Genomic DNA, 18,571 nt, shown 5'->3' with positions numbered 1-18,571 from the left:
CCGCGAGCAAGGAACACCGGCGACCCTCGGGTCGCCGGTGTTCCTTGCTCGGGCGTCACACTTGGAAGACGCCGACCTTCAATTCCTCTTGCACCGGATTTTGCGCGCACGCTTCGAGCGCGCGGACGAGGCGCTCGCGCGTGTCGTTCGGCCGGATGATCTCGTCGACCCACAAGCGGGCGGCGGCGTAACGTGGATCGAGCTCGCGACCGTACTTCGCCTTGACTTCCTCGAAGAGCGCTTGAAGCTCCTCGTCGTTCGGCTCGTGTCCCGCGCGCTTGAGGGCGGCCAGTTGGATGTCGAGCAAAGTCTTGGCGGCGGCGTTGCCGCTCATGACGGCGTACTTGGCGCTCGGCCACGCGAACAGGAAGCGCGGCGCGTACGCCTTGCCGCTCATCGCGTAGTTCCCGGCGCCGAAGCTGCCCCCGGTGATGACCGTGATCTTCGGCACGACGCTGTTGCTCACGGCGTTCACCATCTTCGCGCCGCGCCGAATGATGCCTTCTTGCTCCGAATCTCGGCCCACCATGAAGCCCGTGACGTCCGACAAGAAGATCAGGGGTACGCCCGCCTGGTTCGCGTCGAGAATGAAGCGTGCCGCCTTGTCCGCCGCGTCCGCGTAGATGACGCCGCCGACTTCGATGCGGCTCGACAAGCCCGGCACGCCGCCCGACTTCAACTTCTTCTTGATCACGAGCCGCTGATTCGCCACGAACCCCACGGGGTACCCACCGAGCCGCGCGAAGCCGCACACGAGCGTCTGTCCCCAATCCGCTTTGAACTCGTGAAAGTCGCCGCCGTCCGCGAGCGCGCGAATGAGGTCGCGCACGTCGTACGGCTTGGCGCCGTCGAAGGAAACGAGGTCGGTGAGGTCTCGCGTCGTCGGCTCGGCCGCCTCTTTGCGGCGCCTCGCCCAGGGAGCGGGGTCACCTCGCGCGTACATCTCGGCGAGGTCGCGCACACGCCTTAAGGCCGCGTCGTCGTCGGGCTCCTTGTAGTCGACCGTTCCGGCGATCTCGGCGTGCATCGTGGCGCCGCCGAGATCTTCGGAGTCCACCACTTGGCCGATGGCGGCCTTCACGAGGGCAGGTCCCGCGAGGTACAGGCCCGAGCCCTCGGTCATGATCAAGGTGTCGCACATCACGGGAAGGTACGCTCCGCCCGCGACGCAGTTGCCCATGATCGCCGCGATTTGCGGCACGCCCAGCGCGGAGAGGCGGGCGTTGAGGTAGAACACGCGTCCGAAGTCGTCTTGGTCGGGGAAGATCTCGTCTTGCATTGGCAGATACACGCCCGCTGAGTCCACGAGGTACACGACCGGCAAGCGGTTTTCCAAGGCGATGGTTTGCGCGCGAATGACCTTCTTGGCCGTGATGGGAAAGAAGGCGCCCGCCTTCACGGTGGCGTCGTTCGCGACGATCATCCAGGGTCGCCCACCGATTTGCCCGATGCCGACCACGGTTCCACCCGACGGGCAACCGCCCGCCTCCTCGTACATGTCCCAACCGGCGAAGGTCATGAGCTCGTCGAAGGGCGTGCCGTCGTCGACGAGCCGCGCGATGCGTTCGCGCGCCGTGAGGCGTCCCTTGTCGTGCTGCCGAGCCGCCGCCTTTCGGCCGCCGCCTTGCCGAACCGTCTCCAAGTCCGCCGCGAGCCGTGAAAGCGCGTCTTGCCACGCGCCGTTGATCGAAGTCATGCGGGCAGTCTAACGCACGTTAGGCGGGGGCGGCACGCGGCGAAGCTGACGGCGAGGTCATGTACGTGCGAAAGCGCCCATGTAAGCTGATCGTACGGCTTTTCAGGAGGATTTCATGCAATCTCAGGTTCGCAAACCGCTCCTGCTCACCATTCTGCTCGCCGCCTCGCTCGCGCCCGCCCAGCAGGAAATCAACTTGTACGGCGGCGTGTTCCGCCCGTCCCAGGACGTTCGCGTCGGCGTGAACGCCCCCCCGAGAACCAACCTGCGCTTGGAACGCATCCTCAATCCGGATGTCGTCTTCCTGAACACGCCGAACCCCAGCCGCCCGACGTTGCCGGCGAACGCGCGCGTGCAACTCGTCCGCGAGGTACGCACGGGAAAGAACGCCTACGGCGAGGTCAACTTCGGACGCTTGCGGTCGGGACTGTACCGCGTTCGCGCCGGAAACGTCGGAACCCTGCTGCTCGTGACGGACCTCGGGCTCGTCGTGAAGCGCTCGTCGGCGGACGCCCTCACGTACACGGCGGACCGAGGAACGGGCGCGACGAGGGCGGCGACGATTTGGCAAGTCTCCGGTGGTCGCGCGACGAGCAAGGCGGCGAACGCGGACGGCGTGGCGCGCTTTTCGAGCGCGGCGAACGACGGCGAGTTCTTCCTCGCCCGCGCGCGCGACGAGTGGGCGGTGTCGAGCGCGTCGTGGAATCAGTGGGCCGCACCCAAGATTCGCGGTTACGTGTACACGGACCGCCCCGTGTACCGACCCGGACACAGCGTGGAGTTCAAGGGGGTGCTGCGCCGCTCGGGAAGCCTCGCTCCCCTCGCGAAGACCACCGTGCGCGTCTCGGTACGCGATCCGTTCGACGGCGAAGTGTATCGAGGCAGCCTCGCCACGAACGCTTACGGCTCGTTCTCGGCGAAGTTCGACCTTCCGGCGGGCGCGAAGCTCGGCGAGTACCGCTTCGACGTTCGCCCGAACGGCGAGGACTTGCCGTACGGCGCCGTCGAGGGCACCTTCGGCGTGGAGGCGTACCAAAAGCCCGAGTACGAAGTGACCGTCACCCCGACTGCCGTCACCGCCGTGCAAGGCGACAAGTTGAGCGTCAAGATCGCCGCGAAGTACCTGTTCGGCGGCGCCGTGTCGGGCGCGCACGTCACGTACAACGTCACGCGCTCGCCGTACTATCCGTACGGACTCGACGAGGACAGCCTTCCACCGTCCGACGACGGTTACGACTACGGCTCGGACCTCGTCGTCAACGAGGAGGCGCGCCTCGACGGCAACGGCGAGTTTAATCTCACGCTTCCTCTGGAGCGTGACGAAAACGGACGTCCCGTGACGTACCGCGTCGAAGCGGAAGTGGAAGACGAGTCGCGCAAGAGTGTCAGCGGCTTCGCGCGCGTCCTCGCGTTTCCGGCCGCCGTCAACGTCTACTCGCGCACGGACGGATACGTGTACGACGTGGGCGACCCCGTACGACTTTCGCTGAACACGCGAGACTTTCGTGATCGCCCGACGCGCTCGAACGTCACGGTGGAACTCGTCCGGCAAACGTACGAGAAGGTGGGAGGTCGCTGGACGCTGCGTGAAACGACCGAGGCGAAGACGACCACGACCACGGGCGCGAACGGCGACGGCGGCGTCACCGTTCGTCCGAAGCGCGGAGGTGGCTATCTCATGCGCGCCACCGTTCGTGACGACCGAGGGCGTACGTCCACTTCCGAGAGCTTCGCCTGGGTGCTGTCGCCCGGCGAAAATTGGGGCTGGAACTACCGCGACATGACCGTGCGTCTCGACAAGCGCTCGTACGCGCCCGGCGACACGGTCACCGCCCTCATCGGCAATCCGAATCCCGGCGCGCCCGTCCTCGTCACGATCGAGGGAGATCGCGTGCGCCGCGCCGTCGTGCTGCGCTCGTCGGGTTCGACGTTGACGTACCGCTTTGAAGTGACCAAGGACATGGCCCCGAACGTGTTCGTGTCCGTCACGGCGCTCGGAAGCGGCAACCTCTACACGAGCGAGGCCAAGGTGCGCGTCCCGGACGCGAGCGCCGCCCTCACCGTGAATGTCAAGGCGCGCAAAGACAAGTACCGTCCCGGCGACACGGGCACCCTCGACGTCACCGTGAAGAACGCCGCCGGACAGGGCGTGCCCGCCGAACTCGCCCTCGGCGTCGTCGACAAGGCGATCTACCTCGTGCGGCGCGACGCGTCCACGCCGATCCTGCAAGTCTTTCGCTCGGAGCGTGACAACACCGTCGGCACGAACTCCAGCCTCAGCTTCTACTTCGAGTCCGGCCGAGTGGCGAAGGCTCCTCGCGCGCCCATGAACGAGGCGGCCTTCGGCCAAGCGAAAGAAGACCGCACGCAGGAAGCCGCGCCCGAAGAGCCGCGCGAAGACTTCCGCGACACCATCTTGTGGGTGCCGAATCTCCTCACGGACGCCAACGGCAAGGCGAGCGTCAACGTGAAGTTCCCCGACAACCTCACGACGTGGGTGACGACGGCCCGCGCCCACACGATCGGTGCCCGCTTCGGTCAGACGACCGCCGACACCCTCGTCACGAAGGACATCGTCGCGCGCCTCTCCCTGCCGACCTTCCTCGTACGAGGCGACACGGCGACCTTGTCGGGGATCGTGCAAAGCACCGTGAGGCAGGCGGCGCAAGGTCGCGCGAACGTCGACCTCGCCAACCTCACCCTTCGCGAGGCGGGAAGCGTCGCTGGCACGATCGACGTGCCCGCCAACGGCCGCGCCCGCATCGATTTCGACGTGCAGGCGCAAAATCCAGGTACGGCCACCGTCACCTTCTCCGCGCGCACGAACCTCGCCTCGGACGCCCTCAAGCTTTCCTTGCCCGTCAAGGCGCGCGGATACGCCACGACGATCACGGCGACCGGAAGCGCCGCGCGGCCCGACGCGACTCTCACGGTGCCCGCCGACGCGAACCTCGCCACGGCCTCGTTGCGCGTCGATGTCTCGCCGTCGTTGCTGAGCGCCGTCACGCCCGCCTTGGAGTATCTCGTCGGTTACCCTTACGGCTGCACCGAGCAGACGATGAGCCGCTTCCTGCCTGCCCTGCTCGCGAAGGAGGCGCTCGGCGAGAACGCCTTGCCCGCCGACATTCGCAAGGCGTTGCCGGACATCGTGTCGCTCGGCGTGACGAGACTGCTGGACTTCCAACACGAAGACGGCGGCTGGGGCTTCTGGGAATTCGACGCGTCCACCTTGGAGATGAGCGCGTACGTCCTGCGCGGCCTCACGAAAGCCAAGGCGCTCGGCGTGAACGTCGACAACGCCGCCCTCGACCGCGCCGTGACGTACGTCGCCAAGGCCGTCAAGACGGACAAGGAACCGCTCGCCGTGCGCGCCGCCGCGTTGCGGGCCCTCGCCGAGACGGGCCGCGCCGACGTTCCCACGACCCTCGGTCTCGCGCGCCGCAAGGACCTCGATTCGTACGCGCTGGCGAACCTCGCGCTGGCCCTGAGCGCCGTCGGACGAACGTCGGCAGCGTCGGACGTTCTCGACCGACTCGTGAGCGCACGCAAATCGAGCGCCAAGGACGCTCTGGTCTTTTGGCAGACGCCGCGCGACCGCGACGACTGGCTGTGGTACTGGCACGACAACGACATCCAAGTCACGGCCGTCGCCCTGGAGGCCCTCGCCAAACTTCGCCCCGACAGCGCCTTGATCGCCTCGTCGAGCCGCTGGCTGCTGAACGCGCGACGCGGGCCGCGCTGGCTCAGCACCCAAGACACGACGTCCGTCGTGACCGCCGCCCTGGCCTTGCCACGGGCGAAGACCCCGAGCGGTGCGGCGAGCGTCATCCTCAACGGACGTGACCTCGGCCGCGTCGACTTCTCGCGAGGCGCTTTGGAACTGAACGCCGCCAAACTCGGAGGCGCGCTCAAGAAGGGCGCGAACGTCTTGCGTGTCACGGCGGCCAACACGCCGGGCCTCACCTTCTCCGGCAGCCTCGACGTCTCGCGCGAACCGGCCGAGCTTTCGGGCGACGCCACGCGGGGCCTGCGAATCGCGCGCACCTTCGAAAAGCTCGTCGCGACTTGGAACGCCAAGGAGAAGCGCATGAACTACGCGCGCACGCCCTTGCTGCGAGGCGGAAAGCTCGACTCGGTCGCCGTCGGCGACCTCGTCCTCGTGACCGTCAAGGTACGCCCGGACCGAGCGGCCCGCTACGTCCTCGTGTCCGATCCGCTTCCCGCCGGTCTGCGGCCCCTCGACGAACGCTCGCTCGTCATCCAGGGTCTTCAGAACTCCGACGACCTCGACGCTTGGAACTTCTGGTACGCGGGCCGCGACTTCCGAGACGACCGCGTCGACCTCTACGCGGATTACGTCGAGGGTTGGCAGACGATGCAGTACGTTCTGCGCGCCACGACGCCCGGCACGTTCACCGCCCTCCCGACGCACGCCGAACTCATGTACGACCCCGACGTGCGAGGCGACGGTCCCGCCGCCACCTTCACGGTGAAGGACCGAGGACGATGAATCGGAGGCCTTGAGTGAGAAGGCTGCTCGCCGTTCTCGTCCTGCTCGCGGCCCACGCCTTCTCGGCGCCCGCGGGCGGAGGGGAGACGCCGCGCGGCCTCACCGTGCGCTACTCGGACGTCGGCGACAAGGCGTACGTGCCCGCCGTCACGCGAGCTTGGCGCTCGGCGCGAAGCGACCTCGAAGCGCTTGGCCTGACGTTGCCGCCCGTCACGATTCGCGTCGCCAAAGACGCACGCGACTTCGCGCGCGCGACGGGCGAAGCGTGGTTCGTCGCGGCCGTCACGAGCGGCGCGACCATTCACACTCAGCGGCTGGGCGCCCTGCAAGTTCGAGGCTCGCTGCCCCTCACGATTCGCCACGAACTCTTCCACGTCGCCCAACCCAAGACGCTGCCGCGCTGGCTCGCCGAAGGGCTCGCTCGAATCTTCGCCGGGCAAGGCGCGGCCGCTACGAACGCGAAGACGGGTTTGGAGCACGCCTCGAACGCCGAACTCGATCGCTTGCTCGCCGACCGCGACGAGCGCACGCTGAACGCCGCCTACGCCGAGGCGACGCGCCGAGCGGCCCGACTCGTTCACGAACGCGGTTGGCGCGGCGCGCTTCGGTGGAATCGTTCCTGAACGTCGCGAGGAAGGTCGAAGGGGCGGGTCACAGACCCGCCCCTTCGACCTTCCTCGCCGCGCGTGGCGGCGAGAACCACCTTCACTCCGTCTGCTTTTCTTCCTTCACCTGCTCGGCGGACACTTCGCGCGGATTGACGCGCTCCAAGACGCGCTCGAACGCCGCGACGACCTTGTCGATGTCCTCGTACGAGATCGTGAGGGGCGGCAGGAAGCGCACGACGAGCGGCGTCGCCTGCAGGGTCAGCACGGCCTCGTCATGCTCCAGGGCCGTGATGTACGGGCCGCTCTTTTCCTTGAGCTCCACGCCGATCATGAGGCCGAGGCCGCGCACTTCGCGAATCTTCGAGCTCTTGATGGCGCGCAACTTCTCCATGAAGTAGTCGCCCTTCGCCGCCGCTTGCTCCCAAAGGCGCTCGCGGCGCATGAAGCGGATGGCGGCGACGCCCGCCGCCATCGCGAGGGGATTGCCGCCGAACGTCGTGCCGTGCCCGCCCTTCGGCATGCGGTCGGCGACTTCGGTCGTCATCACGAACGCTCCGATCGGAACGCCGCCCGCCATCGCCTTGGCGAGCGTCACGCCGTCGGGCACGACGCCGAAGTGCTCCATGGCGAAGAAATGACCTGTGCGGCAAAAGCCCGTCTGGATCTCGTCGAGGATCAGCAACGCACCCTTTTCACGCGTGAGCTCGCGCGCCGCTTGAATGAACGCCGCGTCTCCAGGGCGTACGCCGCCCTCACCTTGCACGGGCTCCAAGATGACGGCCGCGACGTCGTCCGTGAGGGCCGCGCGCAACTCTTCGACGTTGCCGTACGTCACGAAGGTCACGTGCGCGTCGTCCACGGCACTTCCGAAAGGCTCGCGGTACTTCGGTTCCCACGTCAGCGCGAGCGCGCCGAGCGTGCGTCCCGAGAAGCCGCGCTTCATCGACACGAACCGCGTGCGCCCGCCCGTCGCCGTGATCGCGAACTTCTTCGCCGCCTCCATCGCTTCCGTGCCCGAGTTGCACAAAAACACCCGCGAAAGCTCGCTCGGCAACACGTCCGTGAGCTCCTTGAGGAACTCGGCGCGCTTGTCGTTCGGCAGAGTCTGCGGCATGATCATGAGCTTCGCCGCTTGGTCCTGCACGGCCTTCACGACGTCCGCATTGCCGTGCCCGACGTTCGCGACGCCATAGCCGCCGACACAATCGATGTACTCGCGCCCGTTCTCGTCCCAGACGTGCGCGCCCTCGCCGCGCACCATGACGACGTGGTGCTTGTTGTAGATCCCGCTGTCGAGGCTGAGCTCCAAGTCCAACCAGTTGTTCTGCGCTACCGTCATGACGCCTCCAGTCAAGATCCCAGTGTAAGGGATGACCGCGTGAAGAAAAGAAAAAGAGAAACGTTACGAAGTGACGACCGCGTCCGCTTCGATCTCCACCAGCATCTCGGGCGTGATGAAGCGAGACACTTCCACCATCGTCGCGGCGGGCCGCACCGCGCCGAAGACGGCGCCGTGGGCGCGCGCGACCGCTTCCCAATCGTCGATGTTCTTCACGAACATCCGCGTCCGCACGACGTCCTCGATGCGCGCGCCCGCCGATGCCAACGCTCGCTGCAAGTTGTCCAGCGTGCGCGCCGTCTGCTCGTACGCGTCGCCGCTCACGTGCCCGCTCTCGTCGGCCGCCGTCGTTCCCGAAACGTACACGAACGGGCCGACGCGCACGACCCTGGAGTACCCCACGATGCCTTCCCACTTGCCGCCGCTGGCGTGATTGCTTCGCTGCACGATTCACCTCAACTGCCGAATCAGGGCCCGCATCGCCGTCAAGTCGACGCTGTCCCGCGTGATCTCCATGTACACCTGGTCGAAGCGCTGCCCGCCGAGGACGACCGCGCCCGTACGCCGCCCGATCTCGCGAAACCCGACTTTTCGGTACGCCGCCACGCCCCGCTCGTTGTACGCGAAGACTTGCAGCATGACGTTGTGCAGATCCAAGAAGAACATGCCGTACGCGACGGCGAGTCGCACGGCCTCACTGCCGAATCCGCGCCCCCAATCCTCGGGATCGTAGATCACGACGCCGAGGGTGGCCGTGCCGTGGCGGTGGTTGATGTCGAACAAGCTGACCGCTCCGATGAGACGCTCGAGCGCCTTTTCGAACACCGCGAAGGTCCTGCGCTCGGCCGTTTGCCTGCTCTCGGCGTCGTACCAGCCTTGCTCTTCCTCGACGGTGTACGTCGCGCCGATCGAACCCAGGTACGCGGTGAGCTCGAGGTTTTGGAAGTGACGCGCGATGTCGGGCACGTCCTCCTTGACAAAACGCCCGAGGAAGATCGCGTCGCCCTCGACGATACGAAGTCTTGCCATGCGCGTCAGCATACCCGACCGTGGCGGGCGCGTCTCAGTCGTTGTCGTACAGCGTTCGCTCGATGCCGTCCACGTCCAGCAACCTCAGCCCGCCGCCTTCCACTTTGACGAGTTTTCGCGAGGTGAATTTCTTCAGCGTGCGCGCCGTCGTCTCGCGCGAGGTGCCGAGGCAGGCCGTGAGATCGGGCGACGTGAGCGGCAAAAACGCCGCGTCGCCTTCGCCCGCCGCGCCGCGTTGGCGGTACACCTTCAGCAGAAGGTGGGCCATGCTCGCCTCCGAGTCCAGACTCATCGCGATGAGCTCCTCGTTCAACGCGTCCACGCGCCGCGCGAGAAGCCGCGCGAGATTCCACAGCATCTTCGGATGCCGTTCGAACAAGGTCGAGAGTTCGCTGCGGTACATCACGAGCGCGCGCACGGTCGTCTCGGCGACCACGGTCGCGCCTCGACCGGGACCGCCGAGCGCCGCCCCTTCGCCGAACACGTCGCCGGAGTACAAAAAGCCCACGATGCGCTCTCGGCCCGTCGCGCTCTCGCGAAGGACGCGCGCGCGTCCTTCTTGCAGGAAGTACAAAGCTTCACCCTGCGTGTCTTGGGTCACGATGGCTTCGTGCGCTTCATACGTTCTCTCCACGACCGCGCGAACGGCGAAGTCGAGAATGCGAGTCGGCGCGTCTTGAAAGAGGGGAGAGCGCAGCAAGGCGTCGCGAACGGCCATCGGTGCTTCTTATACCACAAGGCTGTCTCAGTGGCGTTACGAGAAGCGCCGCACGTCCGCGCGCGTGCGCTAGCATGCCGCTCGTGACCTTCGTCCTCGAAGCCCGCTCGCTTTCACACGCGTACGGACGTACCGCCGTTTTGCACGGCGTCAGCCTCGGCGTCGCGCCCGGCGAAGTCGTCGCCGTGGCCGGCCCGAGCGGAAGCGGCAAGAGTACGCTGCTGCACCTTCTGGGCGGGCTCGACACGCCCACGGGCGGCGAGATCTTGTGGGGCGCGTCTCGCGTCGACCGCCTCGACGTCGAAGCGCGAGCGGGCTTGCGCGCGTCTCGCGTCGGCCTCGTCTTTCAGCATCATTACCTGCTGCCTGACCTCAGCGTCCTCGACAACGTCGCCTTGCCCGCGCTCGTCCTCGGCCGCGACGCTCGCGAGCGGGCGACCGAATTGCTCGTTCGTGTCGGCCTCGCAGCGAAGGCCGACTTGCTGCCGAACGCACTGTCGGGCGGAGAGCGTCAGCGTGCCGCGCTCGCGCGCGCGATGCTCGCGCGACCCGCCGCGTTGCTCGCCGACGAGCCGACGGGCAGCTTGGACCGCGTGAACGCCGAGAACGTCGCCGACATGCTGCTCGACCTCGCGCGCACCGAGGGGGCGGCGGTCCTGCTCGTCACGCACGACGAACGCCTCGCCTCGAAGGCCGATCGAACGCTGCACCTTCTCGACGGGCGCCTCGTCACCTCCGGCATGTGACGCGCTCGGTCACCGCCACCAATGGTCGGACGGCGTGACCGGCAAGGCGCGTTTGTGCCGCGTCACCGTCCAGATGCGCTCGATGCGCTCGGCGACGTCGGACGGTACCTCGCGGCCCTCCAAGTAGTCGTCGAGTTGCTCGTACGTGAGCCCGAGGGCCACCTCGTCGGGCAAGCCCGGACGGTTGTCCTCCAAGTCCGCCGTCGGCACCTTCAGGTACAGCCGTTCGGGCGCTCCCAAGAACTGCATCAACTGCCGACCTTGACGTTTCGTGAGGCCCGCGATCGGATTGAGGTCCGTGCCTCCGTCTCCGTACTTCGTGAAAAAGCCCGTGACGGCTTCGGCCGCGTGGTCCGTCCCCACGACGAGCAGGTTCTCCTGGCCCGCGACCGCGTACTGCGCGACCATTCGCTCGCGAGCCTTGACGTTGCCCCGAACGAAGTCGCTCAGCGAGCTTCCGAGAGCCGCCGCGACGCTTTCCGCCAAACCGTCCGAAGCCGCCTTGACGTTCACCGTGACGGTTCGCGCGGGCCGAATGAAGGCCAAGGCGGCCTGCGCGTCGTCCTCGTCGGCTTGCACTCCGTACGGCAGACGCACGGCGACGAACGTGAAGTCCGAGCCGAGTTCCTCCACGGCAAGTTGGCACAAGCGGCCCGTGAGGCTGGAGTCCTGCCCGCCGCTGATGCCGAGCACGAAGCCGCGCGCGGGCGTCGAGCGCACGTAGTCCTTGAGAAACGTCACGCGGCGCCGCACCTCCGCTTCGGGGTCGACGGTCGGGCGCACACCGAGTTCGGAAAGGATGGTCCGGCGAAGGTCGCTCATCGAAGGCGTCACGGAATCGCTCGTCATAGCGTCACCTTGGCACACGTGCCCTTCGCGCTTTCAAGAGCAAGCTCAGCGCGAGTTCACCTTGCCGCCCGCACCTTGACGTTCGAGCAAGGCTTGCTCTTCACGCCGTCATGCTCCTCGAATCGCACAAATCTTCGCTTCTTTTACACTGCCGACTCGCATGACGACCCTGTCCGAGTCTTCCACCTCAGCGAGCGCCGTTACCGTCGACGACATCATCGACCGCGTCGGTGACGGCCGCTTTCAACGCAAGCTGCTGTTCGTCGCGGGCCTCACTTGGGCGGCCGACGCCCTCGAAGTATTGATCGCCAGCTTCGTGCTGCCCGGCCTCGTCGCGTCGTTCGGCTTGCAGAGGACCGGCACGCAGGCCACGCTGTTCTTGTCGGCGGCCTTCGTCGGCATGTTCGTCGGCGCGCTCTTCTGGGGGCCGCTCGCGGACCGCATCGGACGGCGCGGCGTGCTGCTCACGACGGTGTCGCTCGGCGTATTGTTCGGCGTCGGCGCGGCGCTGTCGCCGTCCTTCGAGATCGCTCTTCTCTTTCGGTTCCTGACGGGGTTCGCGATCGGCGGGACGCTGCCGGTAGATTACGCCTTGCTCGCCGAATTCGTGCCGACGAAGCTGCGCGGCCGTTACCTCGTGCTGCTCGAATCCTTCTGGGCGCTCGGCACGGTCGCGGCGGCGCTGCTGTCGTGGTGGCTGTTCACGACGCTGCCGCCCAGCGACGCGTGGCGTTGGCTGCTGGGCCTCGCCGCCCTGCCCGGGCTCGTGAGCTTGTGGATTCGCGTGAGCGTGCCCGAGTCGCCGCGCTTCTTGCTTCTCAAAGGCCGGGCAGAGGAGGCCCGCTCGATTCTCGGACGCATCGCGGTTCTCAACGGCCGCGCGCTGTCCGTGCCCGCACTCGCCCGACCTCCGAAAGTGCTGGGGGCGTCGATCGGAACCTTGTTCCGGCCCCCGCTCGCGAAGCGTACCGTTTTGCTGTCCGTGACGTGGTTTTGCCTCAGCCTCGGGTACTACGGCATCTTCTCGTGGCTGCCGACGTACTTCCGCTCGCAAGGACTCGACCTCGGCTTGGTGTACCGCAACACCTTGATTCTCGCGCTCGCGCAAATTCCCGGATACCTGCTCGCCGCCTTTCTCGTGGACCGCGTGGGGCGGCGCGCTACCCTCACGGCGTACCTGCTCGGCAGCGCCGTGTTCGCGTTCCTGTTCACGCTCGTCGTCAGCCCTGCGGGCTCGCTGCTTGCCAGCTCCTTGCTGTCGTTCTCGCTGCTCGGCGCGTGGGGCGCCTTGTACGCCTTCACGCCCGAGTTGTTCCCCACCTTCGCGCGTTCGACCGGCATGGGCTGGGCAAGCGGCATGGCGCGTCTCGCGTCCGTTCTCGCGCCGAGCGTCGGCGCGCTGTTGTTGTCGTCACGCTTGTCGCTCGCCCTCGGCTTGTTCGCCGCGCTGTTCGTCGTTGGAGCATTTGCCGCCCTTTTTATCGGCGAGGAGACCAAAGGGCAGCGTCTCGCCGACGCTTGAAGGGCCGGGTGTGGGCTCGAAGCTCAGCGTTTGGGAAAGGCGAGGTAGAAGGTCGCGCCGTCACCGGGGTGGCTGCGAGCCCACACCCGGCCTCCGTGTCGCTCGACGATGCGCTTCACGTTCGCGAGCCCCATGCCGATTCCCGAGAACTCCCGCTCGGTGTGCAAGCGTTGGAACGCGCCGAACAAGCGTCCGACGAATTTCATGTCGAAGCCCGCGCCGTCGTCTTGCACGAACACCACCCACTCGTCCTCGGCGTGCACCGCGCCCACCTCGATCTTCGCCCGGTCCCTCCCCGACGTGTACTTCACGGCGTTCGACAGCAGGTTCTCGAAGACGAGCCGCAAAAGTTCGGGATCGCCGCGCACGACGGGCAAGTCGCCCGCGATCCATTCGATCGCGCGACCTTCCGTCTCCGGCGCCATGTGCTGCCACGCGCGCAGCACGACTTGAGCGAGGTTCACTTCCTGAAAGTCCAGCGCCTTTTGCGAAACGCGCGCGAGCCCCAAGAGTTCGTCGATCATGGAGTTGAGCCGCATCGTCGCCGACTCGATGATGTCGAACAAGCGAGCCTCGTCCTCACTGAGGCGCGGCTCGACTTTCGACCGCAACTTCCCCACGAAGCTGCGAACGTGCCGCACGGGCGCGCGCATGTCGTGCGACACCGCGCCGATGAACGCGTCGAGCTCGCTGTTCTCGTCACGCAGCTTCTTCGTTCGCGTCTGGACGCGCTCGGCGATCTCGACGTCGAGATCGGCCTCGCGAATCTCGGCGAGCTTGCGAATCGTGACGTCCTCGTGCATCACGAGCGCGTAGCCGTCGCCTCCGTCCCGAAACGGCGTGACGTGCACGACGTACCAGCGTTGCCGCGTCGGACTGTGACAGGGATATTCCAAGTCGAAGCGTGCCAACGTGCCGTCGAGCACGCCTCGCAGCCCTGCCGCCACCCTCGTGCCGTCGTCGACGTTCGAGCCGCCCGCCCCGTCGCACACCCGCAGGTAGTTCGCGCCGACGCCGCACGTCGTCGAATTGCCGCCGTTTTCCAGCATGAACTGTATCCAAGCACGATTGACGGCGCGAATCCCGCCGCGCTCGTCCACGACGGCGACGTGGCCGGGCACCGCGTCGAGCATCGCCTGCACGGCCGACAAGGGCAGGTCGATGGAACGCGACGGGGAAAAGTCAAAGGAAGTCATGGTCTGAGGACAGCCTTGGCGCTGTAAGAAATGATGTATCACGCCTTCTGCTCAGAGGCGTGAACGAACTTTCAATACACCGTCATCCAGCGTGTGAAACCTTACGATCCTGAAGGTCGGCTCCGCCCGCATCGCACGGCTTGACTTTGCCCCAAGGGCAACGCGCACGATACCGCCATGAGTTCGCATCCGACCAAGGCCTTGCTGCCGATCGGTTCCTTCGCCCGCGAAGCTCGCCTTTCGCGAAAGGCGTTGCGGCTCTACGACGCGCTCGGATTGCTGACGCCCGCGTTCGTCGACGATCTGAGCGGCTACCGCTACTACGCCAGCGAACAAGTCGGTCGCGCCAAACTGATTGGCTTGTTGCGACAACTCGGCATGCCGTTGCCACGTATCGCCGACCTCCTCGACTTGACGAGCGAGCGTGCCGCGAAGGCCGTCGCCGCGTACTGGAGCGAAGTCGAGCAGGACCACACCGCGAAACGGCAACTCGCGTCGTATCTAGAGAACTTCTTGCAAGGAAAGGATGGCAATATGTTCGACATCAAGACGAGAAGCGTCGCACAGCGGCACGTCGTCACCTTGACGAAGGCGGTGTACGTCAAGGACCTCGGGGCGTTCATCGACTCCGCCCACCGCGACCTCTACAGCCTCGTCGCCCGCTGCGGCGCACGAGCGGGCGAGACGAGCTTCGTGATCTACCACGGCGGCGTCAACGACGACGGCGACGGACCGGTGGAAGTCTGCGTCCCCTTCGAAGGCGAAATCGACGCGAGGGGAGACGCTCGCACGCGGATCGAGCCTGCCCACACCGAGGTCTACACGACCCTCACGAAAGGCCGGACCGTCTTCCCGGGCATCCTCGAAGCGTACGACGCCGTTCACGCCTACACCGAACGTCACGGCTTGCGACGCCGCGCCGCGCCGCGCGAGGTTTACTTCGCCTCGGGAAGCGAAATCGGCGATGACGATCCCTTCTGCGACGTCGCCTGGCCGGTCGAGTGAGATGCGTTCCCCGGGTCGAGCGTCCGCATAAGGCCCTTCGAGCGCCCGACATCGTTTCGACGTGGACGAGGAGAACCGCGCGCAACGCGTAATCGGGACGTTCGCAATGGTCGCGCTTGAAGCCACGTGGGATGATGGCTCGTGACTTCCTCTCCTGACCTCGTCAAGCTCGGCGGCGTGCAATTGCGCGGCGTGCTCGGCGTGCTGTTCGTCCTGATCCTAGGCCCGATGATCGCGCGCTGGGTCGGCGGAGACTTTTCGCGTTTCGCAGGTGAACTCGTCACCTTGGGTCTCACGGCGGGCGTGTTCTTCAACTTCTTGCGTGGCGCTCGTTGGGCGCGCAACCTCACCGTGTGGCTCGCGATGCTCGGCGGGATGATCGCCGCGTTCCTCGGCATCCTCATCTCGGGTGGGTCCACGGTCGGCTTCTTCGTGTTCGGCGCGGGCCTCGCCTTCATCGCGTGCGGCTTCGCGATCATCGGCCTACCCGCCGTCGGGGCGTACTTCGAGCACGCTCATCGCGGCCAAGTTGGCGCGACCGGAGCGGGGCGGTGACGCGCCGCTTCGTCGCGCAAGGCACGAATCAAGGCTTCGAGTGCGCGCATTGCGGCGTGCTCGTCGCGCCGCTCAAGAACGGCTCGGTTCGCAATCACTGCCCCGCGTGCCTGCACAGCCTGCACGTCGACGTGAATCCGGGCGATCGCGCGAACGACTGCCGAGGCCTGCTCGTGCCCGTCGGCGTGGAGCACAACGCCAAGAAAGGCTGGGTACTCGTGCATCGTTGCGAGAAGTGCGGCTTCGTCGGGCGCAACAAGGCGGCGCTCGACGATCCCGAGCAACCCGACGACTTCGACCTTCTCGTTCGGCTCTCGACGAGGTCGAACGACGGGCCGTTGTTGCGCTGACGGTCGGCGTTCCGAAGCGCCGAGGTGAGGCGCGTTACGTTACACTGCCCGCATGTTCTTGTGGTTGTTCGTCGGGCTCGTCGTGTTGTCGGCGACGTACCTCGTCTTCCTCGCCGTGGGGCCGCTGCACAAGACGCCCCTCGTGCGCACGCTGTGGATCTTCGCGGGCGTGCAGTACCTCGCGGCGATCGTGGCGATCGCCGCCCGCCTGGCGGGTCGAGCATGATTCGCCCTGTCGACTTGCAGTTCCAAGGGCTCGCGGGCGTCATCTCGTCGTACGTGATCGAAAGCGAGGACGGCCCTATCGTCGTCGATCCGGGACCGTCGCGCACCCTTAACCGCCTGGAGGAAGCCCTCGGAGAGAGCGGAGCGCACTTGTCGGACGTGCGGCACGTCTTGCTGACGCACATCCACCTCGATCACGCGGGGGCCGCGGGCACGATCTCGGAGCGCTCGGGCGCCAGGGTGTACGTGCACGCGCGCGGAGCGGCCCACTTGTCTCGGCCCGACCGTCTGCTGGCGAGCGCGTCGCAGATCTACGGCGAGCACATGGACGCGCTGTGGGGTGAAATGCGCCCGATTCCGGGCGATCGCCTCGAAGTTCTGTCGGGCGGCGAGTCCCTCGACGTCGGCGGGCTGTCCTTCACCGCGCACGATTCGCCCGGGCACGCCGTGCATCACCTCGCGTGGCAACTCGGTGAAGATCTTTTTTGCGGAGACGTCGGCGGCATTCGTCTCACGAAGCCTATGACGCCTCGCGCGCCCACACCACCGCCCGACATCGATTTGGAAGCGTGGCGAGCGAGCGTGGCTCGTCTTCGCGCGCTCGACGTGTCGAAATTGCACCTCGCGCACTTCGGCTCGTACGGCGGCGCCCGCGCGGCGGTGCAGGAGCATTGGGACGGTCTTCTGAGGGCGATGAACGTCGACGCCGACCGAGTCCGTGAAGGCTTGGCGCGCGGTGACGACCTCTCGGTCGTCACCGACGACTTCACGGCGGCCCTCACGCGCGATCTCGACACCGAGCAGCCCGGTCTCGGCGGACGCATGCGCTTCGCGAGTCCCGCGTGGATGAGCGTGCAAGGTTTGGCGCGTTATTGGAGGAAGAAGGAGGTGCGCTCTTGAAGGTGCTTTTGTTGGGCGGCGGCGGTCGCGAGCACGCCTTGGCCGAAGCGATTCGTGCATCGCGTGGCGTGACGGAGGTGCTGTGCACGCCCGGCAACCCCGGAATCGCGTCGGTCGCGAGGGTCGTCGCGTGCGAGCAGACGGCGACGGCCCTCGCCGACCTCGCTCAGCGGGAAAGCGTGGACCTCACGATCGTCGGTCCGGAGGCACTGCTCGTGCAGGGAGTCGCCGACGAATTCGCTCGGCGCGGCCTGAAGTTGTTCGGTCCGAGCCGAGCGGCGGCGCGCATCGAGGGTGACAAGGCGTGGTCGAAGGCGTTCATGGTGCGTCACGGCATTCCGACGGCGTCACACGAGAGCTTCGACTCGCTTCGAGAGGCGCTCGCGTACGCGGCCTCGAGGCCCCTTCCGATCGTGGTGAAGGACGCGGGCCTGCGTGCCGGGAAGGGCGTGACGATTTGCACCGACCACGGCCAAGCGGAAGCCGCCTTGCGCGACATCTTCGCTCAGAAGGAAGCGCGGGCGGTCGTGGAAGAGTTCATGTCGGGTCAGGAAGTCACGATCCTCGCCTTTTCGGACGGAGAGCGATTCGTGACGATGCCGCCGTCACAAGACCACAAGACGATCTTCGAAGGAGACGTCGGCCCCATGACGGGCGGGATGGGCGTCATCTGCCCGTTCCCGATGTCACCGCGAGACATGGTCTTGGTGGAGCGCGACATCCTCGCGCCGACCTTGCGAGGCTTGCGCGAGGAGGGCTGCGCGTTCGTCGGCGTGCTCTACGCGGGTCTCATGCTGACGTCGAACGGTCCGAAGGTCGTGGAGTTCAATTGCCGCTTCGGCGACCCCGAGGCCGAGGCGGTCTTGCCGTTGCTCGAAAGCGACTTCGTCGAGATCGCCACCGCGTGCGTCGAAGGACGCCTCGACGCTTCGCTCGTGCGCTTTTCGGGGCGAGCGAGCGCCGTCGTCGTCATGGCCGCGCCCGGTTATCCCGGCGAGCCGCTCAAAGGCACCGAGTTGACGTTGCCGTCCTTGTCGCAGGACGAGCGGATCTATCACGCGGGCACCGCGCGACGAGACGGCCGCCTCGTCTCCTCGGGCGGACGGGTGCTCGCCGTGCAGGCTTGTGCGCCCGATCTTGCTCTGGCCTTGACGAAAGCGTACGACGTCGTGGCCCGCGTCGACTTCGAGCAAGCGCAAGTGCGGCGCGACATCGGCTTTCGTGTCGGCGCGGCTCCTGCGGCTCGCGCTTGACCGGTCGGCGCGCGTTTGACGTCGCGCGCGTCACCTGCTAGCATTGCGGCGTTCCCGTCTTTCTTGCGGG

At 66.7% G+C, this 18,571-nt stretch carries 17 protein-coding genes; 10 read left to right on the top strand and 7 right to left on the bottom strand.

Translation table 11 applies throughout. The annotated features are described in order from the left end of the window. Window positions 1-55: 55 nt before the first annotated feature. A complete protein-coding gene (locus DES52_RS12510; RefSeq protein WP_110887145.1) occupies window positions 56-1,696 on the bottom strand; it encodes an acyl-CoA carboxylase subunit beta in 1,641 nt (546 codons plus the stop codon). Between the two features lie 115 nt (window positions 1,697-1,811). Between DES52_RS12510 and DES52_RS12505 the strand changes: the two genes are divergently transcribed. Further along, the gene (locus DES52_RS12505) at window positions 1,812-6,206 is read left to right on the top strand and encodes an alpha-2-macroglobulin family protein (RefSeq protein ID WP_110887144.1); all 4,395 of its coding nucleotides are present in this window, start codon (window positions 1,812-1,814) and stop codon (window positions 6,204-6,206) included. A 14-nt stretch (window positions 6,207-6,220) separates the two neighbouring features. After that, window positions 6,221-6,829, top strand: coding sequence for a hypothetical protein (locus tag DES52_RS12500; RefSeq protein WP_110887143.1), 609 nt, complete (start codon window positions 6,221-6,223; stop codon window positions 6,827-6,829). An 82-nt stretch (window positions 6,830-6,911) separates the two neighbouring features. Here the strand turns inward: DES52_RS12500 and DES52_RS12495 are convergent, their stop codons facing one another. The 4 genes from DES52_RS12495 to DES52_RS12480 form a co-directional block, all read right to left on the bottom strand. Further along, complete coding sequence (locus DES52_RS12495) at window positions 6,912-8,153, bottom strand: aspartate aminotransferase family protein (protein ID WP_110887142.1); 1,242 nt, start codon at window positions 8,151-8,153, stop codon at window positions 6,912-6,914. Between the two features lie 63 nt (window positions 8,154-8,216). Continuing rightward, window positions 8,217-8,600, bottom strand: coding sequence for a RidA family protein (locus DES52_RS12490; RefSeq protein WP_110887141.1), 384 nt, complete (start codon window positions 8,598-8,600; stop codon window positions 8,217-8,219). A 3-nt stretch (window positions 8,601-8,603) separates the two neighbouring features. Beyond that, on the bottom strand, window positions 8,604-9,182 hold the full coding sequence (locus DES52_RS12485) for a GNAT family N-acetyltransferase (protein ID WP_110887219.1): 579 nt from the start codon (window positions 9,180-9,182) through the stop codon (window positions 8,604-8,606). Between the two features lie 34 nt (window positions 9,183-9,216). Then, window positions 9,217-9,900 (bottom strand): Crp/Fnr family transcriptional regulator, encoded by a 684-nt coding sequence (locus DES52_RS12480; RefSeq protein ID WP_110887140.1) that lies wholly within the window; start codon window positions 9,898-9,900, stop codon window positions 9,217-9,219. A gap of 74 nt (window positions 9,901-9,974) precedes the next feature. On the opposite strand from DES52_RS12480, the gene DES52_RS12475 reads away from it, so the two are divergent. Continuing rightward, window positions 9,975-10,646: an ABC transporter ATP-binding protein gene (locus DES52_RS12475; protein WP_110887139.1), complete on the top strand. Its 672-nt coding sequence runs from the start codon at window positions 9,975-9,977 to the stop codon at window positions 10,644-10,646. Between the two features lie 9 nt (window positions 10,647-10,655). On the opposite strand, the gene nadE is transcribed toward DES52_RS12475, so the two are convergent. Then, window positions 10,656-11,468, bottom strand: a complete 813-nt coding sequence (gene nadE, locus DES52_RS12470) for an ammonia-dependent NAD(+) synthetase (protein WP_110887217.1) — start codon at window positions 11,466-11,468, stop codon at window positions 10,656-10,658. 187 nt (window positions 11,469-11,655) lie between these two features. Here nadE and DES52_RS12465 point away from each other — a divergent pair, with 187 nt between their 5' ends. Then, on the top strand, window positions 11,656-13,017 hold the full coding sequence (locus tag DES52_RS12465) for an MFS transporter (protein ID WP_110887138.1): 1,362 nt from the start codon (window positions 11,656-11,658) through the stop codon (window positions 13,015-13,017). 23 nt (window positions 13,018-13,040) lie between these two features. On the opposite strand, the gene DES52_RS12460 is transcribed toward DES52_RS12465, so the two are convergent. Next, window positions 13,041-14,213 (bottom strand): PAS domain-containing sensor histidine kinase, encoded by a 1,173-nt coding sequence (locus tag DES52_RS12460; RefSeq protein WP_110887137.1) that lies wholly within the window; start codon window positions 14,211-14,213, stop codon window positions 13,041-13,043. Between the two features lie 177 nt (window positions 14,214-14,390). Here DES52_RS12460 and DES52_RS12455 point away from each other — a divergent pair, with 177 nt between their 5' ends. From DES52_RS12455 to purD, 6 genes are all read left to right on the top strand, one after another. Then, window positions 14,391-15,218, top strand: a complete 828-nt coding sequence (locus DES52_RS12455) for a MerR family transcriptional regulator (protein WP_110887136.1) — start codon at window positions 14,391-14,393, stop codon at window positions 15,216-15,218. 141 nt (window positions 15,219-15,359) lie between these two features. Then, the gene (locus DES52_RS12450) at window positions 15,360-15,773 is read left to right on the top strand and encodes a hypothetical protein (RefSeq protein ID WP_110887135.1); all 414 of its coding nucleotides are present in this window, start codon (window positions 15,360-15,362) and stop codon (window positions 15,771-15,773) included. After that, complete coding sequence (locus DES52_RS12445) at window positions 15,770-16,123, top strand: RNHCP domain-containing protein (protein WP_110887134.1); 354 nt, start codon at window positions 15,770-15,772, stop codon at window positions 16,121-16,123. Before DES52_RS12450 ends, DES52_RS12445 begins: the two co-directional genes overlap by 4 nt. Window positions 16,124-16,175: 52 nt before the next feature. Next, window positions 16,176-16,349 (top strand): hypothetical protein, encoded by a 174-nt coding sequence (locus DES52_RS22970; RefSeq protein ID WP_170131038.1) that lies wholly within the window; start codon window positions 16,176-16,178, stop codon window positions 16,347-16,349. Next, window positions 16,346-17,248 (top strand): MBL fold metallo-hydrolase, encoded by a 903-nt coding sequence (locus tag DES52_RS12440; RefSeq protein WP_110887133.1) that lies wholly within the window; start codon window positions 16,346-16,348, stop codon window positions 17,246-17,248. Before DES52_RS22970 ends, DES52_RS12440 begins: the two co-directional genes overlap by 4 nt. Beyond that, window positions 17,245-18,501, top strand: coding sequence for a phosphoribosylamine--glycine ligase (purD, locus tag DES52_RS12435; RefSeq protein WP_110887216.1), 1,257 nt, complete (start codon window positions 17,245-17,247; stop codon window positions 18,499-18,501). Before DES52_RS12440 ends, purD begins: the two co-directional genes overlap by 4 nt. Window positions 18,502-18,571 lie beyond the last annotated feature (70 nt).

The organism is Deinococcus yavapaiensis KR-236, assembly GCF_003217515.1.
Taxonomy (GTDB): Bacteria; Deinococcota; Deinococci; order Deinococcales; family Deinococcaceae; genus Deinococcus_A; species Deinococcus_A yavapaiensis.
Note: the sequence above shows the minus strand (reverse complement) of the source record. Positions and strands in the feature narration are given on the sequence as shown.

Coding starts and splice junctions, on each gene's coding strand:
- DES52_RS12510 (WP_110887145.1), bottom strand. CDS start 1,696: ATGACTTCGATCAACGGCGCGTGGCAAGACGCGCTTTCACGGCTCGCG.
- DES52_RS12505 (WP_110887144.1), top strand. CDS start 1,812: ATGCAATCTCAGGTTCGCAAACCGCTCCTGCTCACCATTCTGCTCGCC.
- DES52_RS12495 (WP_110887142.1), bottom strand. CDS start 8,153: ATGACGGTAGCGCAGAACAACTGGTTGGACTTGGAGCTCAGCCTCGAC.
- DES52_RS12485 (WP_110887219.1), bottom strand. CDS start 9,182: ATGGCAAGACTTCGTATCGTCGAGGGCGACGCGATCTTCCTCGGGCGT.
- DES52_RS12480 (WP_110887140.1), bottom strand. CDS start 9,900: ATGGCCGTTCGCGACGCCTTGCTGCGCTCTCCCCTCTTTCAAGACGCG.
- DES52_RS12475 (WP_110887139.1), top strand. CDS start 9,975: ATGCCGCTCGTGACCTTCGTCCTCGAAGCCCGCTCGCTTTCACACGCG.
- nadE (WP_110887217.1), bottom strand. CDS start 11,468: ATGAGCGACCTTCGCCGGACCATCCTTTCCGAACTCGGTGTGCGCCCG.
- DES52_RS12465 (WP_110887138.1), top strand. CDS start 11,656: ATGACGACCCTGTCCGAGTCTTCCACCTCAGCGAGCGCCGTTACCGTC.
- DES52_RS12460 (WP_110887137.1), bottom strand. CDS start 14,213: ATGACTTCCTTTGACTTTTCCCCGTCGCGTTCCATCGACCTGCCCTTG.
- DES52_RS12455 (WP_110887136.1), top strand. CDS start 14,391: ATGAGTTCGCATCCGACCAAGGCCTTGCTGCCGATCGGTTCCTTCGCC.
- DES52_RS22970 (WP_170131038.1), top strand. CDS start 16,176: ATGTTCTTGTGGTTGTTCGTCGGGCTCGTCGTGTTGTCGGCGACGTAC.
- DES52_RS12440 (WP_110887133.1), top strand. CDS start 16,346: ATGATTCGCCCTGTCGACTTGCAGTTCCAAGGGCTCGCGGGCGTCATC.